20 protein-coding genes are annotated in these 26,905 nt (G+C 72.6%); 13 read left to right on the forward strand and 7 right to left on the reverse strand.

Features of this window, described 5'->3' with window-relative positions; all coding sequences use genetic code 11:
* Positions 1-45: 45 nt before the first annotated feature.
* The gene (locus OG357_RS25405; protein ID WP_329623341.1) at positions 46-1,335 is read left to right on the forward strand and encodes a citrate synthase; all 1,290 of its coding nucleotides are present in this window, start codon (positions 46-48) and stop codon (positions 1,333-1,335) included.
* Positions 1,336-1,750: 415 nt separating this feature from the next.
* Here OG357_RS25405 and OG357_RS25410 read toward each other — a convergent pair whose 3' ends face one another.
* The 3 genes from OG357_RS25410 to OG357_RS25420 form a co-directional block, all read right to left on the reverse strand.
* Positions 1,751-3,964, reverse strand: a complete 2,214-nt coding sequence (locus OG357_RS25410; protein ID WP_329623342.1) for a heavy metal translocating P-type ATPase — start codon at positions 3,962-3,964, stop codon at positions 1,751-1,753.
* Between the two features lie 75 nt (positions 3,965-4,039).
* The gene (locus OG357_RS25415; RefSeq protein ID WP_329623343.1) at positions 4,040-4,264 is read right to left on the reverse strand and encodes a heavy-metal-associated domain-containing protein; all 225 of its coding nucleotides are present in this window, start codon (positions 4,262-4,264) and stop codon (positions 4,040-4,042) included.
* A 49-nt stretch (positions 4,265-4,313) separates the two neighbouring features.
* Positions 4,314-5,258 (reverse strand): PrsW family intramembrane metalloprotease, encoded by a 945-nt coding sequence (locus OG357_RS25420; RefSeq protein WP_329623344.1) that lies wholly within the window; start codon positions 5,256-5,258, stop codon positions 4,314-4,316.
* A 66-nt stretch (positions 5,259-5,324) separates the two neighbouring features.
* Here OG357_RS25420 and OG357_RS25425 point away from each other — a divergent pair, with 66 nt between their 5' ends.
* The gene (locus OG357_RS25425) at positions 5,325-6,539 is read left to right on the forward strand and encodes a cation:proton antiporter (RefSeq protein WP_329623345.1); all 1,215 of its coding nucleotides are present in this window, start codon (positions 5,325-5,327) and stop codon (positions 6,537-6,539) included.
* On the opposite strand, the gene OG357_RS25430 is transcribed toward OG357_RS25425, so the two are convergent.
* Positions 6,517-7,194: a TetR/AcrR family transcriptional regulator gene (locus OG357_RS25430; RefSeq protein WP_329623346.1), complete on the reverse strand. Its 678-nt coding sequence runs from the start codon at positions 7,192-7,194 to the stop codon at positions 6,517-6,519. The genes OG357_RS25425 and OG357_RS25430 overlap by 23 nt on opposite strands.
* A 174-nt stretch (positions 7,195-7,368) precedes the next feature.
* Between OG357_RS25430 and OG357_RS25435 the strand changes: the two genes are divergently transcribed.
* Entirely contained in the window at positions 7,369-9,666 is a 2,298-nt protein-coding gene (locus OG357_RS25435) for an MMPL family transporter (protein WP_329623347.1), read from the forward strand.
* Positions 9,667-9,742: 76 nt separating this feature from the next.
* On the opposite strand, the gene OG357_RS25440 is transcribed toward OG357_RS25435, so the two are convergent.
* Together OG357_RS25440 and OG357_RS25445 are read right to left on the reverse strand one after the other, a co-directional pair.
* Positions 9,743-9,940 carry a helix-turn-helix transcriptional regulator gene (locus OG357_RS25440; RefSeq protein ID WP_329623348.1) on the reverse strand — a complete coding sequence of 66 codons (198 nt, stop codon included), beginning with the start codon at positions 9,938-9,940 and terminating at the stop codon, positions 9,743-9,745.
* Between the two features lie 273 nt (positions 9,941-10,213).
* A complete protein-coding gene (locus OG357_RS25445) occupies positions 10,214-11,140 on the reverse strand; it encodes a sugar phosphate isomerase/epimerase family protein (protein ID WP_329623349.1) in 927 nt (308 codons plus the stop codon).
* 70 nt (positions 11,141-11,210) lie between these two features.
* Between OG357_RS25445 and iolC the strand changes: the two genes are divergently transcribed.
* From iolC to OG357_RS25475, 6 genes are all read left to right on the forward strand, one after another.
* Complete coding sequence (gene iolC, locus OG357_RS25450) at positions 11,211-12,266, forward strand: 5-dehydro-2-deoxygluconokinase (RefSeq protein ID WP_443066728.1); 1,056 nt, start codon at positions 11,211-11,213, stop codon at positions 12,264-12,266.
* A 9-nt stretch (positions 12,267-12,275) separates the two neighbouring features.
* Positions 12,276-13,106: a 5-deoxy-glucuronate isomerase gene (iolB, locus tag OG357_RS25455; protein ID WP_329623351.1), complete on the forward strand. Its 831-nt coding sequence runs from the start codon at positions 12,276-12,278 to the stop codon at positions 13,104-13,106.
* Positions 13,103-14,974, forward strand: a complete 1,872-nt coding sequence (gene iolD / locus OG357_RS25460) for a 3D-(3,5/4)-trihydroxycyclohexane-1,2-dione acylhydrolase (decyclizing) (protein WP_329623352.1) — start codon at positions 13,103-13,105, stop codon at positions 14,972-14,974. The genes iolB and iolD overlap by 4 nt, the downstream gene beginning before the upstream one ends.
* A 14-nt stretch (positions 14,975-14,988) precedes the next feature.
* On the forward strand, positions 14,989-16,500 hold the full coding sequence (gene mmsA, locus OG357_RS25465) for a CoA-acylating methylmalonate-semialdehyde dehydrogenase (protein WP_329623353.1): 1,512 nt from the start codon (positions 14,989-14,991) through the stop codon (positions 16,498-16,500).
* A gap of 214 nt (positions 16,501-16,714) precedes the next feature.
* Entirely contained in the window at positions 16,715-19,375 is a 2,661-nt protein-coding gene (locus tag OG357_RS25470) for a CocE/NonD family hydrolase (RefSeq protein WP_329623354.1), read from the forward strand.
* Complete coding sequence (locus OG357_RS25475; protein WP_329623355.1) at positions 19,372-20,274, forward strand: ABC transporter permease; 903 nt, start codon at positions 19,372-19,374, stop codon at positions 20,272-20,274. Before OG357_RS25470 ends, OG357_RS25475 begins: the two co-directional genes overlap by 4 nt.
* A gap of 41 nt (positions 20,275-20,315) precedes the next feature.
* Here the strand turns inward: OG357_RS25475 and OG357_RS25480 are convergent, their stop codons facing one another.
* Positions 20,316-21,035 carry a DNA-binding response regulator gene (locus OG357_RS25480; protein WP_329623356.1) on the reverse strand — a complete coding sequence of 240 codons (720 nt, stop codon included), beginning with the start codon at positions 21,033-21,035 and terminating at the stop codon, positions 20,316-20,318.
* Positions 21,036-21,250: 215 nt separating this feature from the next.
* Between OG357_RS25480 and OG357_RS25485 the strand changes: the two genes are divergently transcribed.
* From OG357_RS25485 to OG357_RS25500, 4 genes are all read left to right on the forward strand, one after another.
* Positions 21,251-22,897 (forward strand): vWA domain-containing protein, encoded by a 1,647-nt coding sequence (locus OG357_RS25485; RefSeq protein ID WP_329623357.1) that lies wholly within the window; start codon positions 21,251-21,253, stop codon positions 22,895-22,897.
* 59 nt (positions 22,898-22,956) lie between these two features.
* Positions 22,957-23,436 (forward strand): anthrone oxygenase family protein, encoded by a 480-nt coding sequence (locus OG357_RS25490; protein WP_329623358.1) that lies wholly within the window; start codon positions 22,957-22,959, stop codon positions 23,434-23,436.
* Between the two features lie 342 nt (positions 23,437-23,778).
* Positions 23,779-24,687: an AfsR/SARP family transcriptional regulator gene (locus OG357_RS25495; RefSeq protein WP_329623359.1), complete on the forward strand. Its 909-nt coding sequence runs from the start codon at positions 23,779-23,781 to the stop codon at positions 24,685-24,687.
* A 157-nt stretch (positions 24,688-24,844) separates the two neighbouring features.
* The gene (locus OG357_RS25500; protein ID WP_329623360.1) at positions 24,845-26,872 is read left to right on the forward strand and encodes a helix-turn-helix domain-containing protein; all 2,028 of its coding nucleotides are present in this window, start codon (positions 24,845-24,847) and stop codon (positions 26,870-26,872) included.
* Positions 26,873-26,905: the final 33 nt, after the last annotated feature.

Consider the following 26,905-nt stretch of genomic DNA (forward strand, 5'->3'; position numbering starts at 1 on the left):
GTCAGGGCACCTCGAAGAAGAGGCACTACGTCGGTGAGGGATGACGTGAGCGACAACTCTGTAGTACTGCGGTACGCGGACGGTGAATACACCTACCCGGTGGTCGAGAGCACCGTTGGCGACAAGGGCTTCGACATCGGGAAACTCCGAGCCCAGACCGGTCTGGTCACCCTGGACAGCGGATACGGCAACACCGCCGCCTATAAATCCGCGATCACCTACCTCGATGGTGAGCAGGGGATCCTGCGGTACCGCGGCTACCCCATCGAGCAGCTGGCCGAGCGCTCCACCTTCCTTGAGGTGGCGTACCTGCTGATCAACGGTGAGCTGCCCAAGGTCGACGAGCTGGCGACCTTCAAGAACGAGATCACGCAGCACACGCTGGTCCACGAGGACGTCAAGAACTTCTTCCGTGGCTTCCCGCGGGACGCCCACCCGATGGCGATGCTGTCGTCGGTGGTCTCCGCGCTGTCCACCTTCTACCAGGACAGCCACAACCCGTTCGACGAGAAGCAGCGCCACCTCTCCACGATCCGGCTGCTCGCCAAGCTTCCGACGATCGCGGCGTACGCGTACAAGAAGTCGATCGGCCACCCCTTCGTCTACCCGCGCAACGACCTCGGGTACGTCGAGAACTTCCTGCGCATGACCTTCTCGGTCCCGGCGCAGGAGTACGACCTGGACCCGGTCGTCGTCGCGGCGCTCGACAAGCTGCTGATCCTGCACGCGGACCACGAGCAGAACTGTTCGACCTCCACCGTGCGTCTGGTCGGCTCGTCGCAGGCGAACATGTTCGCCTCGATCTCCGCCGGCATCTCGGCCCTGTGGGGCCCGCTGCACGGTGGCGCCAACCAGTCGGTCCTGGAGATGCTGGAAGGCATCCAGGCCAACGGCGGCGATGTCGACTCCTTCATCCGCAAGGTGAAGAACAAGGAGGACGGCGTCCGCCTGATGGGCTTCGGCCACCGGGTGTACAAGTCCTTCGACCCGCGCGCCAAGATCATCAAGGCGGCTGCGCACGACGTCCTCTCCGCGCTCGGCAAGGACGACGCGCTGCTGGACATCGCGCTCAAGCTGGAGGAGCACGCGCTCTCGGACGAGTACTTCGTCTCGCGCAACCTCTACCCGAACGTGGACTTCTACACGGGCCTGATCTACCGCGCCATGGGCTTCCCGACCGAGATGTTCACCGTGCTCTTCGCGCTCGGCCGCCTTCCCGGCTGGATCGCCCAGTGGCACGAGATGATCAAGGAGCCGGGCTCCCGCATCGGCCGCCCGCGCCAGATCTACACGGGCGAGGTCCTCCGCGACTTCGTCCCGGTCGAGGCCCGCTAGGACCTCAGGGACCCGGTTGCGCCCCGGAGGCGAACCGAGCCCTAAAAAAGGCAGCAAGAAGCGCCCCGCCGCCGATCCCCCCACGGGTCGACGGTCGGGGCGCTTCCCATATCCCCCGGTGCGGATTCCCCCCACGGGATCCGGGCCGGGCGTCTGCCGGCGTCAGCAGTAGCTGCGCGGGTTCGGGCGTGACGCGGTCTGCCGGGGTACGTACGGGAGGGCCGCTCAAAGCTCCCCGGTGCACGTGCCCCGGCCAACGCTTGCCTAGGGACGTCCCCCAAGACATCCCATGAACGTCCCCCAAGACGTTCTCGGCATCGCCCACTTAGACTCGCGAACAGCCCAGATGGTTACCCCCCAATATCTGTGATCTAGATCTCTTTGTGAAGGTCCTGTGCGTCACGTGTAGGTGAATTCACGTGAAGCGCCGCAGCCGCAGGCTGTTGGATACGACGAAGACGGACGAAAAGGCCATCGCGAGGCCCGCGATCATCGGATTGAGCAGGCCGGCCGCCGCCAGGGGCAGCGCGGCCACGTTGTAGCCGAAGGCCCAGGCGAGGTTGCCCTTGATCGTCGCCAGGGTGCGGCGGGAGAGCCGGATGGCGTCCGCCGCGACGCGGAGGTCGCCGCGGACCAGGGTCAGGTCGCTCGCCTCGATGGCCGCGTCCGTGCCCGTTCCCATCGCCAGGCCGAGGTCCGCCGTGGCGAGGGCGGCGGCGTCGTTGACCCCGTCGCCGACCATCGCGACGGTCCTGCCCTCCTCCTGGAGCCGCCGGATCACCCCGGCCTTCTCCTCGGGCAGCACTCCGGCGATCACCTCGTCGATGCCGACCTCCGCCGCGACGGCCTCCGCGACCGCCCGGTGGTCCCCGGTGAGCAGGACGGGCCTCAGCCCGAGGCCGCGCAGCCGGGTGACGGCCTCGGCACTGGTGTCCTTGACGGTGTCGGCGACGGTCAGGGTGCCGCGGGCGACGCCGTCCCAGGCGACGTGGACGGCGCCGGGCTCGGCGGTGCCGGGCACCTCGACGCCCTCGGTCGTGAGGAGGGCGGCGCGGCCGACGAGGACGAGCCGGCCGTCGACGGAGCCGCGGACGCCGAGCCCGGGGACGTTCTCGAAGGTCTTCGGTACGGGGAGCTCGCCGCACCGTTCGGCGGCGCCGGCCGCGACCGCGCGGGCGACGGGGTGCTCGGAGGAGTGCTCCAGGGCGCCCGCGAGCCGCAGCAGCTCGGTCTCGTCGGTGCCCGAGGTGCCGTAACCGCCCCCGTACACGCGGACGCCGACGAGCCGCATGCGGCCCGTGGTGACCGTCCCCGTCTTGTCGAGGACGACGGTGTCGACGCGGCGGGTGGACTCCAGGACTTCGGGGCCCTTGATGAGGATGCCGAGCTGGGCGCCGCGGCCGGTGCCGACCAGCAGCGCGGTCGGGGTCGCGAGCCCCAGGGCGCAGGGGCAGGCGATGATCAGGACGGCGACGGCAGCGGTGAAGGAGGCCGTCGGGTCGTCGGTCGTCAGCAGCCAGGTGACGAGCGTGCCGAGCGCGATGAGGAGCACCACCGGGACGAAGACGGCGGAGATCCGGTCGGCGAGCCGCTGTACCTCGGCCTTGCCGTTCTGGGCGTCCTCGACGAGTTTCGCCATCCGGGCGAGCCGGGTGTCGGCGCCGACGGCGGCGGCCCGGACGACGAGCCGGCCCGAGACGTTGACGCAGCCGCCGGTCACCTCGGAGCCCTCGGTGACGTCCAGGGGCATCGATTCGCCGGTGAGCAGGGAGGCGTCGACGGCCGACGTGCCGGTGGTGACGGTGCCGTCGGTGGCGATCTTCTCCCCGGGGCGTACGACGAAGAGGTCGCCGGCCCGCAGCTCGGCGACCGGGATCCGTACCTCCGTGGTCCCGCGCAGGACGGCCACGTCCTTGGCGCCGAGCTCCATGAGGGCGCGCAGGGCGGCGCCCGCCTTCCGCTTGGCGCGGGCCTCCAGGTAGCGGCCGAGCAGGATGAAGGTGATGACCCCGGCGGCGACCTCCAGGTAGATGGTGGAGGTGCCGTGGGCGCGGTCCACGGTGAGGTCGAAGCCGTGGCGCATGCCGGGCATGCCGGCGTCGCCGAGGAAGAGGGCCCAGAGCGACCAGCCGTAGGCGGCGAGGGTGCCGACGGAGACCAGGGTGTCCATGGTGGCGGCGCCGTGCTTGGCGTTGGTCCAGGCGGCCCGGTGGAAGGGCAGTCCGCCCCAGACGACGACGGGGGAGGCGAGGGTGAGCGAGAGCCACTGCCAGTTGTCGAACTGGAGCGCCGGGACCATGGCGAGCAGGATCACGGGCGCGGCGAGGACGGCGGAGACGGTCAGCCGCTGCCGGAGCGCGGCGAGCTCGGGGTCCTCCTCGCGGGCTTCGGCCTCGTCGGGCTCGGGCTCCGGCGGCAGGGGTTCCTCGGCGGTGTAGCCGGTCTTGACGACGGTGGCGATCAGGTCCCCGGCCGTGAGCTCCGGGGGATGTTCGACCCGTGCCTTCTCGGTGGCGTAGTTGACCGTCGCGGTCACCCCGTCCATCCGGTTGAGCTTCTTCTCGACGCGGGCCGCGCAGGAGGCACAGGTCATGCCACCGATCGTCAGCTCGGTGATCGTGGACGTCATGAGCGCTTCCCAACGAGAGCAGGGCCGTACCCGGTAACGGTACGGCCCTGCGGGGTGTCGACCACGGGGGGTCGGTCAGACCAGTTCGTAGCCGGCCTCGTCGACGGCGGCGCGCACGGCGTCCTCGTCGAGCGGGGCGGCGGAGACGACGGTGACCTGGCCGGTCGAGGCGACGGCCGTGACCGAGACGACGCCGGCGAGCTCGGAGATCTCGCCGGAGACCGCGCCCTCGCAGTGGCCGCAGGTCATGCCCTTGACCTGGTAGACGGTGGTGAGTTCGGTCTTCGTCTCAGCGGTCATGGCGTTCTCCTTCGGGGGTTCAGAGCCGTACAAAACCGAGATTATACCCCTAGGGGGTATGAATTCCAGTCCCGGTCGGCCCGCGTCGCGCAAGTGCTCTCAGCCAGCCGAGTCCCACCAGTGTCACCAGGACGAGCCCGCCCACCGAGAAGAGGGTGAAGAGGTGCTCCTGCTGTGAGGTGGGCTGCGGGATGTACCCCTGGGCGAAGAGCGAGCGGTCGAGGTCGGTGGTGGTCATCCGCAGCACCAGCCAGAGCGCGATGCCGTGCATCGAGTCCCACAGCGCGTGCAGGACCGCGACCCCGAGGTACGTGCCGATGACGGGCGCGGCGAAGCGGAACCGGCCGTCGGGGCGGCGGAAGGCGAGCAGGACCCCGCCGGCGATCGCCGTCCACAGACCGTGCCCGAAGGGGGCGAGCACCCCGCGCAGGATCTCGGTCTCCAGGAGCGAGCGCAGGTCGATGCCGTCCATCGTGACGGCGGCGTTGAATGCGTATCCGGCGCTCTCGAAGGCGGCGAAGCCGAAGCCGACCGAGCCGCCGAGGACGAGTCCGGCGCGGATGCCGCGCAGCCGCGGGTAGCGGCGTACGACGAACATCAGGGCCGCCAGCTTCACGGCCTCCTCGATCAGCCCGACCCCCAGGAACATCCAGAGGGAGGGGTGGAGGAGGTAGTACTCCATGACCGAGGCGCCGAGCACGCCGAGGACTCCGCCGGTGAGGAAGCAGCCGAGGATCACCGGCACGCCGAAGTCCTGGCCGTGCCGCTCGTAGGCCCAGAGCACGAACACCGCGGGAACGAGGAAGCTGCCGAGCAGGATGAGGGTGGGGAGCAGGGTGGTGTTCTCGGTGGCGTACGTGACGACCGCCGTCAGGATCCAGAGCGTCAGCCCGCCCCACAGGCAGCGCTTCCACAGTCCGGGGCGCGGCTGCGGGACGGGCGGCGGGGTCGTGGGCGGCGGGGGTGTCTGCGTGGTGGGCGGGTACTCGTGCACGGGGGAAGACCTCCAAGTCCCTCCGCCGACAGGTCATCTGACCGGAGCTTATGGTAAATACCCGTTATGTCGCATTCGGGGACCACGCTCATCCTGATCATGGCGATCGCCGTCCTGGCGCCGCTGCTCGCCTACGGGGTGGGACGCAAGCTCCCCGTACCCCTCGTCATCTTCGAGATCCTCCTCGGCATCCTCATCGGCCCCGACGTCCTGGGCTGGGCCCACTCCGACGAGCTGATCGACGGCCTCTCCGAGCTCGGCCTCACCATGCTGATCTTCCTCGCGGGGTACGAGATCGAGTTCGGCAAGGTCCGCGGCGACACCCTCAAGCGCGCGGTCTGGGCCTGGGTCGCCGCCCTCGCCCTCGGGCTCGGCACCGGGATCCTGCTGGGCGGCGGCTACGCCAAGGGCGTCTTCATCGGGGTGGCGCTCACCAGCACCGCGCTCGGCACCGTCCTGCCCGTGCTGCGCGACGCGGGCGAGCTCCACGGCCGGTTCGGCTCGGTCGTCATGGCCTTCGGCGCGGTGGGCGAGTTCGGGCCGATCATCGCGATGGCGCTGCTGCTCAGCGGGCGCGCCGCGGCCGAGTCGACCGTGCTCCTCGCCGTCTTCGCCGCGCTCACGGCCGCCGCCGTCTTCTGGGCGCTGCGCCCGCGCCCGCCGTGGTTCTCCCGGGTCATCGCCAAGACCCTGCACAGCAGCGGTCAGTTCGCCGTCCGGTTCGTGTTCCTGCTGCTCGCCCTGATGCTGGGGGCCTCGACGGCGCTCGGGCTCGACGTCCTGCTCGGCGCCTTCGCGGCCGGGCTCATCACCCGGCTCTTGCTGACGGGGGCGGCGCCCGAGGCCGGCCCGGAGATCCTGGAGAAGATCGAGGCCGTCGGCTTCGGCTTCCTCGTCCCGGTCTTCTTCGTCGTCACCGGGATCGAGTTCGACCTGGACTCGCTCCTCTCCGGCGGCCGGACGCTGCTCCTGCTGCCGGTCTTCCTGCTGCTCTTCCTGGTCGTGCGCGGCGGGCCGATCTGGTTCCTCGCCCCGCGTGACCTCGACCGCAAGGACCGGGGCGGGCTCGTCCTCTACGGCTCCACGGCGCTGCCGCTCGTCGTCGCGATCACGACCATCGGCGTGGAGGACCACGAGCTGACGGCGGGTGAGGCGGCGGCGCTCGTCGGCGCCGGCATGGTCTCCGTCCTCGTCTTCCCGCTGCTCGCGCTGAAGCTGCGGGCGCGGGCCGGGGAGAAGGCGCTGCCGTCCGAGGCGGTCAGGGGTTCCGAGGCGTGGTGAGCACGGCGCCGTCGGCGTGGGTGCCGCCGATGACCGGGTCGAGGTAGCGCAGGAGGACCCTCTTCAGCTCGGCGACCGTGGCGTCCCGCTCGGGCCCCTCGGGGGCGGCGAGGACCAGGTGGAGGCCGCCCTTGAAGACCGCGAAGGCCATGTCCGCGACCCGGACGCACTCCTCGGGCGGGCTGTCCGGGAGGTAGTGGGCGATCAGGAGGCGGACCCGCTCGATCAGCGAGGCGTGCAGGGCGTCGTGCTCCTCCGCGATGCGTCCGGGGATCTCGGAGCCGTGCATCAGGGCGAGGAAGACGGGGTTGGCGCAGTTGAACTCGATCAGCGGGTCGACGACCGCGTCGAGCAGCTCGGGCAGCGGCAGGGCCAGGTTCTCCGCGGTGAAGGCCTGGCCGTGGGCCGCGCGCATCTCGTGCATGAGGCGGCCGCCGAGCTCGACGGCGATGGCTTCCTTGTTCGGGAAGTACTGGTAGAGCGTGCCGGGCGAGACGTGTGCCTCGCGGGCGATCGCGTTGGTGCTGGCCGCCGTGTACCCGTTCGCGCAGAAGACGTTCGCGGCGGCCTGGAGCAGCTGCGTGATGCGGCGCTCGCCGCGCGCCTGACGGCGGCGCGGCTTCGGTTCCTCGGACATCTCGGGCTTCTCGGACATGGCTGTCCCCAGTTCTCCTCAATACGGGCTCGACGCGTTTGACAAATGCGAGAGGTCGCTCGCATTCTAAGGAAACGCGAGTGATCACTCGTGTTTGTCATTCTATGGCAATGGGCGACCTATGTGACCTGCCGGGAAGCGCGCACATGGGTCAGGTGAAGGGGACACCGCGTCATGGCCGAAGTCAAGAAATCAGCTCCCGGCGGGGGCGCGGGCGGCGGGTGGACGCGGTTCGTCACCGCCCGGCCGCGCCTGACGCTCCTCGTGGCGCTCGTGCTCACCGCCCTCGCCGTCCTGGCGGGCGGCGGCGTCGCCGACCGGATGGGCAGCGGCGGCTGGGAGGACCCGGCCGCCGAGTCCACGTACGCGACGGAGGCGCTGGCCCGGGAGTTCCCCGGCTCGCAGCCCAACCTGCTCCTCCTCCTCCTCGACACGGGAGAGACCGGGAAGACCGAGAAGGCCGGGGCCGCCGGGGCCGTCGCGGTCGACGCCCCCGCCGTCGCCGCCGAGGCCCGGAAGCTCGCCGAGCGGCTCGACGCCGAGCCGGGCGTCGACGGCGTCGGCTCGTACTGGTCCACCGGCTCGCCCGCCCTCCGCTCCGAGGACGGCCGCCAGGCGGTCATCGCCGCCCGGATCGCCGGCGAGGAGAAGGACGCCGCCGCGCTCCTCGACCGGATCGCCCCCGAGTACCGGGGCACGCACGGCCCCGTCGAGGTCACCCTCGGCGGCGGCCTCGCCGTCCGCCACGAGATGCAGGTCATCATCCAGGAGGACCTGCTGCGGGCCGAGCTCATCGCCCTGCCCCTCACCCTCGTCCTCCTCGTCATGGTCTTCGGCAGCGCCGTCGCCGCCCTGCTGCCGCTCGGCGTCGGCATCGTCGCCATCCTCGGCACCAACGCCGTCCTGCGCGGCATCACCGAGTTCACCGACGTCTCGGTCTTCGCACAGAACCTGACGACCGCCCTCGGGCTCGGACTCGCCATCGACTACGCCCTGTTCGTCGTCCGCCGCTACCGCGAGGAGCTCGCCGCAGGCGCCGACACGTACACCGCAGTCCGCACCACCCTGCGCACGGCGGGACGGACCGTGCTGTTCTCCGCGCTGACCGTCGCCGTCTCGCTCTCCGCGATGCTCGTCTTCCCGCAGTACTTCCTGCGCTCCTTCGCCTACGCCGGGATCGCCGTCGTCGTCCTCGCCGCGACCGCCGCGCTCACCCTGCTCCCGGCCGCCCTCGTGCTGCTCGGCGACCGGGTCAACGCCCTGGACCTGCGGCGCCTCCTGCGGCGCGGCCGCCCGCCCCGGGAGGACTCCGACGGGTCCGGCTGGGCCCGGGCCGCCGACCTCGTGATGCGCCGCGCACCGGTCTTCGCCGTCGCCACCGCGGCCGGTCTCGTCCTGCTCGGACTGCCCTTCCTCGGCGTCAAGTTCGGCACCGCCGACGACCGTCAGCTCCCCGTCACCGCCTCCTCCCGGGTCGTCCAGGACCAGCTCCGCGACGGCTTCCCCGGCAACCCCGGCGGCGGGCTCACCGTCCTCGCCGAGGGCGAGGCCACCCCCGCCCAGTACGAGGCCTTCCGCGAGCGGATCGCCGCCCTCGACGGCGTCGAACGGGCCGACGGCCCCGTCACCGCGGCCGGCGGCGCCGGCCACGCCTACTTCACCGTCGTGCCCGAGGGCGAGACCGTCGGCGCCGAGGCCCAGCGGGTCGTGGGCGAACTCCGGGCCGCGCCCGCGCCCTTCGAGACCTCCGTCACCGGCCAGGCCGCCGTCCTCGTCGACTCCAAGGACGCCCTCGGCGAGCGGCTGCCCTGGGCGGCGGCGATCGTCGTCCTCGCCACCCTGCTCCTCGTCTTCCTGCTCACCGGCAGCGTGATCGTCCCCGTCCAGGCCGTCGTCCTCAACGCCCTCAGCCTCACGGCGATGTTCGGCGCGGTCGTCTGGGTCTTCCAGGAGGGCCACCTCGCCGGGCTCCTCGGCTTCACCGCCACCGGAGACATCGAGACCACCCTGCCCGTGCTCATGTTCTGCGTGGCCTTCGGACTCTCCATGGACTACGGCGTCTTCCTGCTCTCCCGCATCAAGGAGGAGTACGACGTCACCGGCGACCACGAGCACTCCGTCCGCTTCGGGCTGCGCAAGACCGGTGGCCTGATCACCGCCGCCGCCGTGATCCTCGCCGTCGTCATGGTCGCGATCGGCACCTCGCGGGTCACCAACACCAAGATGCTCGGCCTCGGCGTCGCCCTCGCCGTCGTCATGGACGCGATGGTGGTCCGCAGCCTCCTCGTCCCCGCCGTGATGAAGCTGACCGGCCGCTTCACCTGGTGGGCCCCGGCACCGCTGCGCCGCTTCCACGACCGCTTCGGCGTCAGCGAGTCGGACGGCCCCGCGCCGCTGCCGGAACCGAAGGCCACAGAGGTCGCCGAGAAGGCAGCAGAGGAGCGGCGCGAGAGCGCATCCGCACGCGGCTGACCCTCTGACGACAGGACGCCGGGCCCCGGAACTCTCCGGGGCCCGGCGTCCTCGCCGTAAAGGGGAGGAGGGACGGTCAGTCGCGGCGGGCCCGGTTGCCGGGGCGGCTGGCGACCCAGGCGCGGATCGTGTCCGGGTACCAGTACGGCTTGCCCGACTCGACCTGGTCGGGCGCCGGCAGGAGGCCGTGCTTCCGGTAGGAGCGGACCGTGTCCGGCTGGACGCGGATGTGCGCGGCGATGTCCTTGTACGACCAGAGCCTGCTGTCCGTCATGCCTGGTACCTCCCTGCGCACCGCGCAGCGGCGGCAGGGGGTGCCGTTCGGGGGCGCTGCGGGCGGGCGATGGTGATCACTGAGCCTGTGCCCGTTGAACGACCCCTGCCGACCGGAGGAGAGCGGCTGTCGAGCGCCTGTGACGGAAGACCCGCGTAATGGAGATACATGTGACGGGGAACGGACCTGTGTGACGGAAGTGATGCACGCGGCCGCCGGTGTGTCCGCGTGCGTCACCCCTGGTCACACAGGTATGCGCGGGCTATGCGCCGGTCACACGCCGCAGGAGCGCAGAAAGCGCCGGGTGCGCAGCGCGATCGGGTACGGAGTGTCCGGCTCGCACGGGTACATGTCCTGCTCGACGATCGCGAAGAGGTCCACGTCCAGGGCCTGCGCGGCGGCGAGCACCGGCTCCAGGGCGGGCACCCCGGACGGCGGTTCGCACATCACGCCCCGCGCCACCGCCGGGCCGAACGGCACCTCCTCGGCCACCACCCGGGCCAGGACCTCCGGATCGACCTGCTTGAGGTGGAGGTAGCCGATCCGTTCCCCGTAGCTCTCGATCAGCTTGACGCTGTCCCCGCCGGCGTACGCGTAGTGCCCGGTGTCCAGACAGAGCGCGACGGCCTCCGGGTCGGTGGCGTCGAGGAAGCGCGTCACGCTCTCCTCGCCGTCGAGGTGGGTGTCGGCGTGCGGATGGACGACGAGCCGCAGCCCGTACCGCTCCCGTACCTCCCGCCCCAGCCGTTCCGTCAGACCGGTCAGATCCCGCCACTGCTCCACGGTGAGCGTGCGGTCCTCCAGGACCTCGCCCGTCCGGTCGTCACGCCAGAACGACGGGATGACGACGAGATGACCGGCGCCCATGGCCTGGGCGAGGGCGGCGTTCTCGGCGACGTGCGCCCAGGTGCGGTCCCAGACGCCCGGTCCGTGGTGCAGCCCGGTGAAGACCGTCCCCGCCGAGACCCGCAGCCCGCGCCGCGCGGTCTCCTCCGCGAGGACGGCCGGATCGGTGGGCAGATAGCCGTACGGCCCCAGCTCGATCCACTCGTACCCCGCGCCGGAGACCTCGTCGAGGAAGCGCTGCCACGGCACCTGCCGGGGATCGTCGGGGAACCACACCCCCCAGGAGTCCGGGGCGGAGCCGATCCGGATACGGGACGGACGCGAGGGACGAGACGGACGCGACGGCTTCGTCATGTCTGCCACCTTGGCCGGGGCCCGAGAGCAGCGTCAAGCGGGCGGGCGGACACATGGACAGGGCGTCCGAATGTCCGGACATGTCGTTGACACGCCTCCGGGCGGCCGACTACACCTGAGGGCGGGGCCGCAGGCGGAAGAGGGGCGCGTGGAGACGGAGCCGTACGACCTGATCACCATGGGGCGCCTCGGCGTGGATCTGTACCCGCTCCAGAGCGGCGTCGGGCTCGACCGCGTCGAGACCTATCGCAGGTTCCTCGGCGGCTCCCCGGCCAACGTGGCCGTGGCCGCCGCCCGGCTCGGCCGCCGTACCGCGCTCGTCTCCCGCACCGGCGCCGACCCCTTCGGCGCCGCGCTCCACCACGACCTCAAGCGCTTCGGCGTGGACGACCGCTGGGTGACCGAGGTCGCGGCGTACCCCACGCCCGTCACCTTCTGCGAACTCTTCCCGCCCGACGACTTCCCGCTCCACTTCTACCGCCTCCCCAAGGCCCCCGACCTGGAGATCCACCCGCACGAGCTCGACCTCGAAGCGATCCGCGCCGCCCGGGTCTTCTGGGCGACCGGCACCGGCCTCTGCGCCGAGCCGAGCCGCACCGCGACCCTGGGCGCGCTGCGCGCCCGCGCCGGCCGGGAGGTGACGGTCCTCGACCTGGACTGGCGGCCCGTGTTCTGGACGGACCCGGCGGAGGCCCGCCCGTTCTACGCCGAGGCGCTGCGCCACGCGACCGTGGCCGTCGGCAACCTCGACGAGTGCGCGGTCGCGACGGGGGAGCGCGAGCCGTACGCCGCCGCCCGCGCGCTGCTCGCCACCGGCGCGGTCCGGCTCGCCGTCGTGAAGCAGGGACCCGCGGGCGTCCTCGCGCTCGCCGCCGACGGGACGGAGGCCGAGGTGCCACCCCTGCCGGTGGAGGTGGTCAACGGGCTCGGCGCGGGCGACGCGTTCGGCGGCGCGCTCGTCCACGGCCTCCTCGCCGGCTGGGACCTCGCACGGACCCTGCGCCACGCCAACGCCGCCGGCGCGATCGTCGCGGGCCGCCTCGCCTGCTCCCCCGCGATGCCGACCGCGGAGGAGATCGCCGAGGCGCTCGCGGCGGGTACGGGAACGATCCCGGAGAGAGGGTAGGGATCGGTCATGAACTCCGGCCCCTCGCGCACCGAGCGCCTCCATCTGCCCTCCGGGTCCGCCGCCCGCGGTCCGTACGCGCTCCACATCGACCCCGACCGGGCCGGCTGGGCGCACTCCGCCCTCCGGGTCCTCACCCTCGGTCCGGGGGAGACCCTCGCCTTCGAGAGCGGGGATTCCGAATGGGTCGTGCTTCCCCTCGCCGGTGCCTGTAGCGTGCGCGTCGACGGCGAAGTCCTCGAACTCCTGGGCCGCGACAGCGTGTTCGCCGGAGTGACCGACTTCGCCTACGTACCGCGCGACGCCCACGCCCAGATCGCCTCCGGTGCGGGAGGCCGCTTCGCTTTGGCAGGAGCGAAGTGCGAGCGACGACTCCCCGCCCGCTACGGCCCCGCGCCGGAGGTTCCCGTCGAGACGAGGGGCAGCGGCAACCGCGCCCGCCAGGTGCGGAACTTCGCCGCGGCCGGCGCCTTCGCGTGCGACCGGCTGATCGCCGTCGAGGTCGTCACGCCCGGCGGCAACTGGTCCTCCTACCCGCCGCACAAGCACGACGAGCACCGCCCGGGCGCCGAGTCCGTCCTGGAGGAGATCTACTACTACGAGATCGCGGGCCCGCACGGACTCGCCTACCAGCGGATCTCGCCCTCCCGGCCCGGCGGCGCCGAGCTCCTCGCCGAGGTGAGGGACGGCGACGCCGTCCTCGTACCGGACGGCTGGCACGGGCCGTCGATCGCCCAGCCGGGTCACGACCTCTACTACCTCAACGTCATGGCGGGCCCCGGAACCGAGCGGGAGTGGAAGATCTCCTTCCACCCGGACCACACGGAGGGATACGCATGAGCATCCGGCTGACCGTCGCCCAGGCGCTCGTCCGCTTCCTCGCCGCCCAGTACACCGAGCGCGACGGGGCCCGGCAGCGGCTGATCGCCGCCACCTGGGGCATCTTCGGCCACGGGAACGTCGCCGGGATCGGCCAGGCGCTGGTGGAGGACCGCGACCTCATGCCCTTCCACCAGGGCCGCAACGAGCAGGCCATGGTCCACGCCGCCGTCGGCTACGCCCGCCAGTCGAACCGGCTCTCCGCGCACGCCGTCACCACCTCCATCGGCCCCGGCGCCACCAACCTCGTCACCGGCGCCGCCCTCGCCACGATCAACCACCTGCCCGTCCTGCTCCTCCCCGGCGACACGTTCGCCACCCGCCCCGCCGACCCCGTCCTCCAGCAGCTCCAACTCCCGTACGCCGGCGACGTGTCGGTCAACGACTGCCTGCGGCCCGTCTCCCGCTACTTCGACCGGATCGGCCGCCCCGAGGCGCTGATCCCGGCCGCGCTCGCCGCCATGCGGGTCCTCGCCGACCCGATGGAGACCGGCGCCGTCACCCTCGCACTGCCCCAGGACGTCCAGGCGGAGGCGTACGACTGGCCGGCGGAGTTCTTCGCCGAGCGGGTCTGGCGGGTCCGCCGCCTCTCCCCGGACGAGGACGAACTGGACGCGGCGGTCGCGGCGATCGGCACGGCCACCCGGCCGCTGATCGTCGCCGGCGGCGGCGTCCGGTACAGCGGGGCCGAGGAGGCGCTCCACGACTTCGCCGCGCTGACCGGCATCCCGGTCGCCTTCACCCAGGCCGGCAAGGGTTCGCTGTCGCACGACCACCCCCAGAACGTCGGCGGCATCGGCCACACCGGCACCGCCGTCGCCGACCACCTGGCCCGCACCGCCGACGTGGTCATCGGCGTCGGCACCCGCTGGACCGACTTCACCACCGCCTCGGGAACGCTCTTCGGCCACCCCTCCGTACGGTTCGTCAACCTCAACATCGCCGCCTTCGACTCCCACAAGATGGCCGCGCTCCCGCTCGTGGCAGACGCCCGCGAGGGCCTGGAACAGCTCCACACACTCCTGGAGCCGCACCACGTCACCCCGCACTACGTGCACGAGTACGCCGAGGAGCGACTCCGCTGGCAGAGACGTGTCGACGCCGCCTACGCCGTCCCCGACGAGGACGCCCGGCCCACCCAGGTCCAGGTCCTCGGCGTACTCGACACTCTGGTCGACGGCAGCGACATCCTGATCAACGCCGCAGGATCGCTCCCCGGCGACCTCCACAAGCTCTGGCGGACCCGCTCCACGGACCAGTACCACGTCGAATACGGCTACTCCTGCATGGGCTACGAGATCCCCGCGGCCCTCGGCGTCCTGCTCGCGGCACCCGGCCGGCCCGTCTGGGCGCTCGTCGGCGACGGGACGTATCTGATGAATCCCACCGAGATCGTCACCGCCGTGCAGGAGCGGCTGCCCCTGCGTCTCGTCATCCTGCAGAACCACGGCTACGCCTCCATCGGCGGCCTCTCGGAGGCCGTCGGCGCCGAGCGGTACGGCACCGACTACCGCCACCGGGACCCGGACGGCGGCTTCACCGGCGCGCCGCTCCCCGTCGACCTCGGGGCCAACGCCGCCTCCCTCGGCATGCGCGTGCTGCGCCCCCGCACCGTGCGTGACCTGCGAGAAGCCCTCGCGGACGCGCGGACCGCGACGGTTCCCACATGTGTCTACGTCGAGACCGAAACGGCAGACACAGTGTCGGGCCCGCCCCCGGCCCAGGCATGGTGGGATGTGCCCGTGGCCGAGACGTCGACCCGCCCGTCGGCGGTCAAGGCCCGCGAGGAGTACGACCGGCACGTCACCGCCCGACGCCGCCATCTCTGAAGGAGCATTTCGTCATGACGAACACCGTCAAGACTGTCAACCACTGGATCGGTGGCAAGGCCGTCGAGGGCACGTCGGGCAACTGGGGCCCGGTCACCGACCCGGCCACCGGCGCCGTGACCACCCGTGTCGCGCTCGCCTCCGTCGAGGAGGTGGACGCCGCCGTCGCCGCCGCCAAGGACGCCTTCGCGACCTGGGGCACCTCGTCCCTCGCGCAGCGCACCACGATCCTCTTCAAGTTCCGCGCGCTGCTCGACGCCAACCGCGACGCGATCGCCGAGCTGATCACCGCCGAGCACGGCAAGGTCCACTCGGACGCGCTCGGCGAGGTCGCCCGCGGCCTGGAGATCGTCGACCTGGCCTGCGGCATCACCGTCCAGCTCAAGGGCGAGCTCTCCACCCAGGTGTCGAACCGCGTGGACGTCGCCTCGATCCGCCAGCCGGTGGGCGTCGTCGCGGGCATCACGCCCTTCAACTTCCCGGCCATGGTGCCGATGTGGATGTTCCCGATCGCCATCGCGACCGGCAACACCTTCATCCTCAAGCCGAGCGAGAAGGACCCGTCGCCGTCCCTGAAGATCGCCGAGCTGCTCGCCGAGGCGGGCCTCCCGGACGGTGTCTTCAACGTCCTGAACGGCGACAAGGTCTCCGTGGACCGCCTCCTGGAGCACCCGGACGTCTCCGCGATCTCCTTCGTGGGCTCGACCCCGATCGCCCGCCACATCCACACCACCGCCTCCGCCAACGGCAAGCGCGTCCAGGCGCTCGGCGGCGCGAAGAACCACATGCTGGTCCTCCCGGACGCCGACCTCGACGCGGCCGCCGACGCGGCCGTCTCGGCGGCGTACGGCTCCGCCGGCGAGCGCTGCATGGCGATCTCCGCGGTCGTGGCCGTCGGCTCCATCGGCGACCAGCTCGTCGACAAGATCCGCGAGCGCGCCGAGAAGATCAAGATCGGCCCCGGCAACGACCCGACCTCCGAGATGGGCCCGCTCATCACGGCCGTCCACCGCGACAAGGTCGCCTCCTACGTCACCGGCGCGGCGGCCGAGGGCTGCGAGGTCGTCCTCGACGGCACGGGCTACACGGTCGAGGGCCACGAGGACGGCCACTGGATCGGCCTGTCCCTCCTGGACCACGTGCCGACCACGGCCGCGGCCTACCAGGACGAGATCTTCGGCCCGGTGCTCTGCGTGCTGCGCGCCGAGACGTACGAGGAGGGCCTCGCCCTCATCAACGGCTCGCGCTTCGGCAACGGCACCGCGATCTTCACCCGTGACGGCGGCGCGGCCCGCCGCTTCCAGATGGAGGTCGAGGCCGGCATGGTCGGCGTCAACGTGCCGATCCCGGTGCCGGTGGGCTACCACTCCTTCGGTGGCTGGAAGGACTCGCTCTTCGGCGACCACCACATCTACGGCAACGACGGCGTGCACTTCTACACGCGCGGCAAGGTCGTCACCACCCGCTGGCCGGACCCGTCCGACGCCCCGGCGGGCGTGGACCTGGGCTTCCCCCGCAACCACTGACCTTCCGGTCGTGGCCGTGACGAACGGCCCATGACGAACGGCCCCCGGAGCGCGCACGACACCGCGCCCCGGGGGCCGTCCTCGTCGGGGTGCGGCGGCGATCGCGCGTACCGCGCCTGGTGTACGGCGAGGCCGCGCGTACGACCCCAGGAGGTCGGGCGCCTCCCCCTCCGGACCGCAGTGCCGCACGACCCGGCCCGCATAGGCTCGACCCATGCGACTCCGACTTCCCCGGTGGGCCGCGGTCACCGCCGTCCTCGCCGTCCTCGCGGGTGCCGGCACCTGGACCGCCGTCGCCTCCGACGAACCGCCACCCGTGCAGCGCGCGGACAAGGCGCTCGACATCGACGGTGTACGGCTCGACACCTCGTACTTCACGAGCGGCGGAGGGGAACGGCGCCCCGCCGTCCTCCTCGGCCACGGCTTCGGCGGCTCGAAGAACGACGTCCGCGCCCAGGCCGAACAGCTCGCCCGCGACGGCTACGCCGTCCTCACCTGGTCCGCCCGCGGCTTCGGCGCCTCCACCGGCGAGATCGGCCTCAACGACCCCGACCACGAGGTCGCGGACGTCCGGAAACTGATCGACTGGCTCGCGGCCCGCCCCGAGGTCCTCCTCGACAAGGCCGGCGACCCGCGCGTCGGCGTCACCGGCGCCTCCTACGGCGGCGCGATCTCCCTGCTCGCCGCCGGACACGACCCGCGCGTCGACGCCGTCGCCCCCCAGATCACCTACTGGAACCTCGCCGACGCCCTCTTCCCGAACGACGTCTTCAAGAAGCTCTGGGCCGGGATCTTCTTCTCGGCGGGGAATCAGGGGAACCAGCCGGGCACGGCCCCGGCCCCGACCCAGGCGGCGGACGGCTGCGGCCGCTTCACCGCCGAACTCTGCTCCCTCTACCAGCGCGTCGCCGTCAGCGGAAAGCCCGACGCCGCCGCCCGCGCCCTCCTCGAAGCCCGCAGTCCCTCCGCCGTCGGCGCCCGCATCAAGGTGCCCGCGCTCATCGTCCAGGGCCAGTCCGACTCCCTCTTCACCCTCGCCCAATCCGACGCCATGGCCCGCACCCTCACCGCCAACGGCGCCCCCGTCGCCGTCGACTGGATCGCCGGCGGCCACGACGGCGGCGACCGCGAGACCGAGCGCGTCGAGCGACGGATCAGCACGTGGTTCGACCGCTGGCTGAAGCGCGACACCTCCGCCGACACCGGCCCCGCCTTCCGCGTCAGCCGCACCGGCGGCGTCGATTCCACGGACGGACAGGCCACCCTGCGCGGCGCGACCGCCGACCGCTACCCGGGCCTCACCGCCGCCACCGAGTCCTTCGCGCTCGCCGGGCCCCCGCAGACCTTCGCCAACCCGGCCGGCGCCGCGCCGCCCGCCATCTCGGCCGTCCCCGGCCTCGGCGGCGGACTCTCCGGCCTCTCCTCCCTCGGCGTCGGCCTCTCCCTCGACTTCCCGGGCCAGTACGCCCGCTTCGACGCGAAGCCGCAGACCGGCACCGTCCGGATCACCGGCACCCCGACCGTCCGCGTCAAGGTCACCTCGACCGCCGCCGACGGCTCCGCCGTCCTCTTCGCCAAGGTGTACGACGTCGGGCCCGACGGACGGCAGCAGGTGCTGCCCTCCCAGCTCGTCACCCCCGTCCGCGTCGAGGACGCCAAGGCCGGCCGAAGCGTCACCCTTACGCTGCCCGCGATCGACCACGAGGTGGAGGCCGGGCACCGGCTGCGGCTCGTCCTCGCCGCCACCGACCTCGGCTATGCCTCCCCGACCGTCCCCGCCGGCTACACCGTCGCCGTCGAGGGCCCGCTCACCGTCCCGACCGCGCCCGGCCTCGACACCCAGGCCGCCACCCTGCCCTGGTGGGTCTGGGGCCTGCCGCTCCTCGGCCTCGCCGTCGCCGCGGCCCTCCTCCTGACCGCCCGCCGCCGCACCACGGCCCCCGCGCCGGACCCGGAACTCACCTCCGTACCCCTCCAGATCACCGGACTCTCCAAGAAGTACGCGGGCGGCGACCGGTACAGCGTCAAGGACCTCTCCTTCCGCGTCGAACAGGGCCAGGTCCTCGGTCTCCTCGGCCCGAACGGCGCCGGAAAGACCACCACCCTGCGCATGCTGATGGGCCTGATCCGGCCCGACGAGGGCGAGATCCGGGTCTTCGGCCAGGCCATCCGCCCCGGCGCCCCGGTCCTCTCCCGGGTCGGCTCCTTCGTCGAGGGCGCCGGCTTCCTGCCGCACCTCTCCGGCCGGGAGAACCTGGCGCTGTACTGGAAGGCCACCGGCCGCCCCGCCGAGGACGCCCGCGTCGACGACGCCCTGCGGATCGCGAACCTGGGCAGCGCCCTCGAACGCGCCGTACGGACCTACTCGCAGGGCATGCGGCAGCGCCTCGCCATCGCCCAGGCCATGCTCGGCCTGCCGGACCTGCTCATCCTCGACGAGCCGACCAACGGCCTCGACCCGCCGCAGATCCGCGAGATGCGGGAGGTGATGATCCGGTACGCGGCCGAGGGCCGGACCGTCATCGTCTCCAGCCACCTCCTCGCGGAGGTCGAGCAGTCCTGCACCCACCTCGTCGTCATGGACCGGGGGCAGCTCGTCCAGGCCGGGCCGGTCGCCGAGATCACCGGTTCCGGCGACACCCTGCTCGTGACGCTGGCCGGAGAGATCGACGACCCGCTCGTCGAGAAGATCGGCGCCCTCCCGGGCGTCGGCTCCGCCGCCCGCGCCGACGGCGGGCTCCTCGTCCGCCTCGACGGCGCGGACGCCACCGCCCTCATCGGCGACCTCGTCCGCCTGGACGTACCGCTGACCGGGGTCGGACCGCACCGGCGCCTCGAAGACGCGTTCCTGACCCTGATCGGAGGAGCCGCATGAGCGCGCCGACCACGAAGCCGACCGTCACGCCGACCACCACCGCGCCCCCGGCCGAGACGACCGCCCCCGGCTACCGGGCCGGCCGCACCCTGCCGCTGCGCGTCGAAGCCCTGCGTCAGTGGAAGCGGCGCCGCACCCTGGTCATGGGCGGGATCCTCGTCGCCCTACCCTTCGTCCTGATCGCCGCCTTCGCGATCGGCGGCGCCGGGGACGGCGACACCAACGGCCGGATCACGCTCATGGACACGGCGACGGCCTCCGGCGCCAACTTCGCGGCGACCTGCCTCTTCGTCTCGGCCGGTTTCCTCCTCGTCGTCCCCGTCGCCCTCTTCTGCGGCGACACCGTCGCCTCCGAGGCGAGCTGGTCCTCGCTGCGCTACCTCCTGGCCGCACCGGTGCCGCGCTCCCGGCTCCTCGCCTCGAAGCTGACGGTGGCCCTCGCGTACAGCGCGGCCGCGATGGTCCTCCTGCCGCTCGTGGCGCTCGCCGCGGGCACGGTCGCCTACGGCTGGGGGCCGCTCCAGCTGCCGACCGGCGGCTCCGTGCCCGCCATGGACGCGGTGCTGCGCATCGCCGTCGCCGTCGCCTTCGTGTTCGTCTCCCAACTGGTCACCGCCGGGCTCGCCTTCTGGCTCTCCACCCGCACCGACGCCCCGCTCGGCGCGGTGGGCGGCGCCGTCGGCCTGACCATCGTCGGCAACGTCCTGGACGCCGTCACGGCGCTCGGCGACTGGCGCGAGTTCCTGCCCGCGCACTGGCAGTTCGCCTGGATCGACGCCCTTCAGCCGCAGCTGGAGTGGGGCGGCATGGTGAAGGGCGCGGCGATCTCGGTGACGTACGCGGTGATCCTCTTCGCCCTGGCCTTCCGGGGCTTCGCCCGTAAGGACATCGTGTCGTAGGAGCCGTCGTAGGAGCTTTCGTAGGAGTCGAGTAGGAGCCGCTACACCCACCCCCTCCGAGCCGCTTCCGCACCCGCGCGGAAGCGGCTCGTCGTGCCGAGCGCGGCCATCAGCTCTCCCACCCGGCGGCTGTACGTCCGCGCCGACATGCCGAGCCGGGCCGCCGCCGCCTCGTCCGTGAGCCCCGACAGGAGGGCGTCGAGGACCAGCCGCGACTGCGGCGCGAGGTCCAGCGGCGGGGGAGAGGGAGGCGGCACGTACGTCAGCTCCTCGGCCGCCGCCCAGCAGGCGTGATGCGCCCGGACGAGGGCCTGCACCACCACCGGGTCGCGGATCAGCAGCAGGCCGTTGTAGAGCAGCTCCAGATCGAGCGGGACCGCCGCCACCGTCCGGTCCACGACGATCATTTTGAACGGGATGGCGTCCGCGAGCCGGGCCCGGCCGGGAATCCGCAGCCCGCTCTCGAGCCGGGGCAGGGCGTGCCGCGGCACGATCCGCCGGACCTCGTCGGCCCGCTCCGCCGCGGCCCGCATGCACGCTCCCGCCAGCTCCAGGAACGGCCCGGGGATCGCGCAGCCCGCGGAGGCGACGGGGTCGTCGAAGGTCAGCAGCTCGTGCCGGGTGGAAGCGGCCAGCCCGGCGAGCGCGGCACTGATGCGCCGCGCGCCCCGGACCGGGCGCCCCGCGGGCCGCTGTCCCTCGGTCGCGGCCCGGTTCATCGCCGAACGGGCGAGCATCACGGAGCCCGCGCTCTCTGCCACCGCTGACCACCCCCGCCCGATCGATGTCCACTAAATGTACGCATGCGACTGCACACGGTGACAACCCCTGTTGAAAAGGATGGCGAATCCATGCCACCCTCGTCCGCCCCCGTCGCCGTTGCCACATCGAGATCCATCCGCAACTCCTCCGACTGCTCCGTCCGGGCCCTTTGTTCGTCACATTCACAAGTGCCATACGAAGAGGGGGAGATGACATGAGTCGACAGAGCGCGGCGGCGAACGGTCGCCGCAGGGCCCGGTTCAGGGCCGCGATCGCGGGGGTGCTCGTCGCAGGACTGGCCGTCGGCGGCTGTGGCGCGTCGGGTGAGAGGAGCGACGCGTCGCACGCGGAGAAGGGCCGCACCGCACCGGGCACCACCGGCGGCGGAGGGGCCACGAAGCCGGGGTACGTCGCCCCGGGAACGGCGAGCCCGGGGGCGGACGCGGTCGCGCCCGACGAGGGCGAGCAGCGCACCAGGCCCCCCGCCCCCGACTACCTCTCCACCTTCGCCCTCGACGTGGACACCGCCTCGTACGGCTACGCCCGCCGTTCCCTCGCCGAGGGCCGGCTGCCCGAGCCGACGACCGTGCGCCCCGAGGAGTTCGTCAACAGCTTCCGCCCCGACTACCCGCGCCCGGCGGACAACGGCTTCGGCGTGAGCCTCGACGGCGCCCGCACCGGCACGGACGGCTGGTCCCTGGTGCGGGTGGGGCTCGCCACCCGCGGCGCGGACCGGAGCGGCGCCCGCCCGCCCGCCGCCCTCACCTTCGTCGTCGACATCTCCGGCTCGATGGCCGAGCCCGGCCGGCTCGACCTCGTCAAGGAGTCCCTCCGGCTGCTCGCCGACGAGCTCCGCGACGACGACTCGTTCGCCCTCGTCACCTTCAGCGACGAGGCCGAGACCCGGCTGCCCATGACCCGCGTCGGAGAGGCCCGCGGCCGGATCCGCGAGGTCGTGGAGTCCCTGGCGACGACCTCGTCCACCAACGTCGAGGCCGGTGTCCGCACCGGTTACGACGTCGCCGTCGAGGGCCACCGCGAGGGCGCCACCAACCGGGTCGTGCTGCTCTCCGACGCCCTCGCCAACACCGGTGAGACCGACGCGGACGCGATCCTCGCCCGCATCGACGAGGAGCGCAGGGCCCACGGCATCACGCTGTTCGGCGTCGGGGTCGGCAGCGAGTACGGCGACGACTTCATGGAGCGGCTCGCCGACAAGGGCGACGGCCACACGACGTACGTCTCCACCCCCGAGCAGGCCCGGAAGGTCTTCGTCGACCAGCTGCCCGCCCATGTCGAGCTGCGCGCCCGCGACGCCAAGGCGCAGGTGGCCTTCGACGCGCGGACCGTCGAGAAGTTCCGGCTGATCGGGTACGAGAACCGGGAGGTCGCCGACGAGGACTTCCGGAACGACCGGGTGGACGGCGGCGAGGTCGGCGCCGGCCACACCGTCACCGCGCTGTACGCCGTGAAGACCCGGTCCGGGGCGACGGGCCGCGTCGCCACCGCCACGGTCCGCTGGCTCGACCCGGCGACCCGGGCGCCGCACGAGCGCTCCGGCACGGTCGAGGTCGAGAAGCTCGCCAAGGGACTGTGGGACGGCGGCCACGACAGCCTCCAGCTGACCGCGATCACCGCCTACTTCGCGGACGCGCTGCGCGGCGGCGACCTGCCGGGCGACCCCGGGCTCACGGCGCTCGCGGAGCGGGCGGAGGCGATCGCGGGACGGTCGGGATCGGCGGTGGTCCGGGAGCTCGCCGAGGCGGTCCGGCAGGCCGAACGGCTGCTCGGGCCGGCCGCGGGGCCGGGCGAAGGCGCTTCAGGGGAAGGCGAGTTGCGATCGGGTGACCCATACAGCTAACCCGGACAGCTGACCCGTACGACTGACGCGTGGGGCGGGTGGGAGGCCAGAATGGCCGCATGGCCACCCTGCTGCTCGCCCTCGCCGTCGGATGCACCGGGCTCTACGCCGGTTTCATGCTGATCTTCCAGACCGGGATCATGCCCGCCCTCGCCCGCCTGACGGACGCCGAGTTCGTCACGGCGATGCGCCGGATCAACGAATGCGTCCCGAGGGCCGTGTTCCTGCTCGTCTTCTTCGGGGTCGTCGCGTTCCCCGTCGCCGCCTTCCTCGTCCCCGCCGACGGACGCACGGACACCCAGAAGTGGCTCGTCCTGGCCGGGCTCGTGGCCGCGGCGCTCAACCACCTGGTCACCGTCGCCGGGAACGTCCCGCTGAACGTGGCCCTCGCCGCGTCGGAGCGCCCGGGAGAGTCGGCCGGGGAGGACCCGGCGGCGGTGCGGGCCGCCTTCGAGAAGCGGTGGAACGGATTCCACCGGGTCCGTACGGCCCTGATCGTCGTCTCGTTCGGACTGCTCACCGCCGCCGCCGTGCTCTGAACCGTACCCACCGGGCGGTTTCTGGCGTGAAGTAGCGGTTGAGGACCCCTCTGACGTCCGCGAGAGCCCTTCGAAAGCGTACCCCTGAGTCCTGAAACAGTCTTTCGGAGGGCAAAGGTCTGAGCCAGTGACGAAATCCTGACGCCGAAATATCCCCTCAAATGGGGTGAAGCACCCCGATATCACGGGTCAGGTTTCCGTACCCTCCGGTTTCTTATTGACATGCCTACGGGGGTCTTTTCTAATCAACGAGGGTCATCCCGCGCGCAGACACCGCACAGGCACTGAGGGGGCAAGGTGGACGTCCGGATCCTGGGGGGACTGTCGGTACGGGAGAACGGCGTGTCCATCACCCCGACGGCAGCCGCACCGAGGCAGCTGCTCGCCCTGCTCACCGCCAGCGCCGACCAGGTCGTCCCCGTGACGGTCCTGACCGAGGAGCTCTGGCCCTCGGGCGCCCCGCGCGGCGCCCGGGCCGAACTCCAGTCCCATATAGCGGAGCTGCGGAGGCTCGTCGCGAGCGCGCTGAACGGCGCCGACCCGGCGGAGCCCCGCCAGGGCTGGACCGACCGGCGCACCGCCGACGCGGTCCTCGTCGCCCAGCCCGGCGGCTACCGCCTCGACACCGGCGGCGGCGTCCACGACGTCTGGCAGTTCGAGCGCGCGGCGGGCGCCGGATACCGGGCCATGGAAGCGGGCGACCTTCCACGCGCCGCGCTCCGCCTCGGCGAGGCGCTCGCCCTGTGGCGCGGCGAGCCGTACGCGGGCGTCGCGGCGGGCCCCCGGCTCCGCCGCGAGATCGAACGCCTCGAAGCCTCGCGCCTGAGCGTGCTCGACCAGTGGGTCGAGGCGCAGCTGGGCCTCGGCCACCACGCCGAGCTGGTCTCCGAACTCTCCGGCCTCGTCGCCCACTACCGCACCAACGAACCCCTGCACGCCCACTACATGGTCGCCCTGCTGCGCTGCGGCCACCACGACGAGGCCCTCACCGCGTACGAGCGGTTGCGGGCGGCCCTCGAGGGGGAGGGCGGCATGGAACCCTCGGCGCGCCTGCGCCGGCTCCACCGCTCGGTCCTGACCATGCGGAACACCGCGGGCCGCTCCGTCTTCGACACCCAGGCGCCCGCCTGGACGCCCGCGTGGACCCCCGCCTGGAATGCTGCCGGGATGCCCGCCCGGACACCCGCTCACGTACCCGCCCAGTACACCCCGGCCCGGTCCCGTCCCGTCCCCGTGGGCTCCCTCGTCTGAGGGAGCGGCGGGACCTCGGGAACGAAGTACGTCAGGTCGCCGTTGTGGACGTGCGGCAGGTCGCTGTTGACCGACTCCCGAAGCCGAAATAGTTTCGGCGAACAGGAGGGGTTTCCACCGAGATGCCCCATTTCGCTCTACTCCGGGGGTGGAGACCATGACCTCGCACGGCGCGGACGCAGCCGGCGGTGCCGACGCGCTGCTCACGGTCCTCGAACTGCTCGCCGGACAGGCCCCGGCCGCCCGCTACGACGCCCTCCTCGACGAGGCCCGCCTGGCCGGTCTCTCCGGCGAGGCACTCGAACGGCTGGAGCGGGCCGTGAAGCTCGCCGGCCAGGCCCGCTCCGAAAGCGAGGACGGCGCGCGCCGCGAGGCCGGACTCGCCGCCCTCACCGACACCGCGCGCGACCTGACCTTCTCGTACGACCTCGACAGCCTGCTCCGCGTCATCACGCGCCGAGCCCGCCGGCTCCTCGGCCTCGACATGGCGTTCGTGACGCTGCGGGGACAGCACGGCCGCTGCTACGTCCACACCACCGAGGGCGCCCGCGCCGGACTCGACACCGGCCCCGGCCGCACGACCGGACCGCGCCTCGCCCCCGGGTTCACGATCGCCGAGGGGTACGGACTCGGCGGCGCCGTCCAGCTCCACGGCGAGCCCGTCTGGACCGCCGACTACCTCGCCGACGAGCGCTTCGCCCCCTCGGGCTCCCTCGACGCAGGCGTCCACGCGCCCGCCTTCGACGAGGCCGCCGAGGCCGCCGTCCGCGGCGAAGGGCTGCACGCCATCATGGCCGCGCCCCTGCGCAGCGGCGACGCCGTGATCGGCGTGCTGTACGGCGCGGACCGGCGCGTCCGCGACCACACCTCCGAAGAGCTCGGCCTCCTCGCCGCGCTCGCCGACCTCGCCGCGCTCGCCGTCGAGAAGGCGGGACTCCTCGACCGGACCCGCGCCGAGGTCTCCGAACTGGAGCGGGACAGCTCCCGCGTACGGACCAGCCTCACCCGGATGCGGCACGTCAGCGAGGCCCACAGCCGCATCATGAACCTCGTCCTCGCGGGCGGCGACCTGGGGAACGTGGCCAAGGCCGCGGGCGACGCCCTCGACGCGACCGTCCTCGTCCGCGACCAGGGCGGCCGCGCCCTCGCCGGCGGGGACATCCCCGGCCTCGACGAGGAGGCCGTCGCCAAGGCCTCGCTCGACGCGCACGCCCGCCGCCGCCCGGTCCCCGCCGACGACGACACCTGGGTCGCCCCGGTCATCGCCGGCTCCGAGGACCTCGGCGGTCTGGTGATCCGCGCCGCGAGCGGGCTCACCGGCGAGGACGAACGGCTCCTCGAACTCGCCGCCCAGTCCGTCGCCTTCCTCCTCCTGATGCGGCGCTCCACGGCCGTCGCCGAGGGGCCCGTACGCGACGAACTCCTCGACGACCTCATCGCCGACCCGCCGCACGCGCCGCAGCAGATCGCGCAGCGGGCCCGCCGCCTCGGCGTCGACCTGCGCCGACCGCACGTCCTCGTGCTGGCCAGACCGGAAGGCGGCGAACAGGGCCGGGCGGTCGTGTGGGCGTCCTCGTACGCGTACCGCCTCTCCGGCCTGAAGACCGTGCAGGGCGGGTGCATCGTGCTGCTGCTCCCCGGCATCGACGCCTCCGCCGCCGCCAAGGCCGTCGCCGCCGAACTGTCCCCGCTGCTCGGCCACCCCGTCTCCGTCGCCGCCGCCGGACCCGCGACGAGCCCGGACGGCGTCGGACGGATGCACCTGGAGGCCCAGCGCTGCCTCGACGCGATGAGCGCCCTGGGCGGCACCGGTTCGGCCGCCTCCGTGCACGACCTGGGCTTCCTCGGGCTGCTGCTCTCCGACGACCACGACGTGGAGGGCTTCGTCGAGGGGGCGATCGGGCCCGTACTCGACTACGACGCCGAACGGTTCACCGACCTCACCCGCACCCTGGAGGCGTACTTCGCCTCCGGCGGCAGCCCGACCAACGCGGCCGAGGCGCTGCACGTCCACCCCAACACGGTCTCGCGCCGACTGGAACGGATCGGCGAACTCCTCGGCCCGGAGTGGCAGAAGCCGGGCCAGGTCCTGGAGGTCCAGCTCGCCCTGCGCCTCCAGCGCACCCGCGAGGTCCTCTCCCGGGGCCGCGCCACGACCGACCCGACCCGCCCGGCCGCTCCGTAGGAGCAGCGGGCGGGCCGGGGCAGTCGGTCGGTC

Origin of the sequence: Streptomyces sp. NBC_01255 (assembly GCF_036226445.1) — a bacterium.
Classification (GTDB): domain Bacteria; phylum Actinomycetota; class Actinomycetes; order Streptomycetales; family Streptomycetaceae; genus Streptomyces.

Bases quoted from the DNA above. Each gene is read 5' to 3' on its own strand.
- OG357_RS25485 (WP_329623357.1), top strand. From the start codon at position 21,251: ATGAGTCGACAGAGCGCGGCGGCGAACGGTCGCCGCAGGGCCCGGTTC.
- OG357_RS25440 (WP_329623348.1), bottom strand. From the start codon at position 9,940: ATGACGGACAGCAGGCTCTGGTCGTACAAGGACATCGCCGCGCACATC.
- OG357_RS25470 (WP_329623354.1), top strand. From the start codon at position 16,715: ATGCGACTCCGACTTCCCCGGTGGGCCGCGGTCACCGCCGTCCTCGCC.
- OG357_RS25435 (WP_329623347.1), top strand. From the start codon at position 7,369: ATGGCCGAAGTCAAGAAATCAGCTCCCGGCGGGGGCGCGGGCGGCGGG.
- OG357_RS25430 (WP_329623346.1), bottom strand. From the start codon at position 7,194: ATGTCCGAGAAGCCCGAGATGTCCGAGGAACCGAAGCCGCGCCGCCGT.
- OG357_RS25425 (WP_329623345.1), top strand. From the start codon at position 5,325: ATGTCGCATTCGGGGACCACGCTCATCCTGATCATGGCGATCGCCGTC.
- iolD (WP_329623352.1), top strand. From the start codon at position 13,103: ATGAGCATCCGGCTGACCGTCGCCCAGGCGCTCGTCCGCTTCCTCGCC.
- OG357_RS25500 (WP_329623360.1), top strand. From the start codon at position 24,845: ATGACCTCGCACGGCGCGGACGCAGCCGGCGGTGCCGACGCGCTGCTC.
- OG357_RS25445 (WP_329623349.1), bottom strand. From the start codon at position 11,140: ATGACGAAGCCGTCGCGTCCGTCTCGTCCCTCGCGTCCGTCCCGTATC.
- OG357_RS25410 (WP_329623342.1), bottom strand. From the start codon at position 3,964: ATGACGTCCACGATCACCGAGCTGACGATCGGTGGCATGACCTGTGCC.
- OG357_RS25415 (WP_329623343.1), bottom strand. From the start codon at position 4,264: ATGACCGCTGAGACGAAGACCGAACTCACCACCGTCTACCAGGTCAAG.
- OG357_RS25490 (WP_329623358.1), top strand. From the start codon at position 22,957: ATGGCCACCCTGCTGCTCGCCCTCGCCGTCGGATGCACCGGGCTCTAC.
- mmsA (WP_329623353.1), top strand. From the start codon at position 14,989: ATGACGAACACCGTCAAGACTGTCAACCACTGGATCGGTGGCAAGGCC.
- iolB (WP_329623351.1), top strand. From the start codon at position 12,276: ATGAACTCCGGCCCCTCGCGCACCGAGCGCCTCCATCTGCCCTCCGGG.
- iolC (WP_443066728.1), top strand. From the start codon at position 11,211: ATGTCCGGACATGTCGTTGACACGCCTCCGGGCGGCCGACTACACCTG.
- OG357_RS25475 (WP_329623355.1), top strand. From the start codon at position 19,372: ATGAGCGCGCCGACCACGAAGCCGACCGTCACGCCGACCACCACCGCG.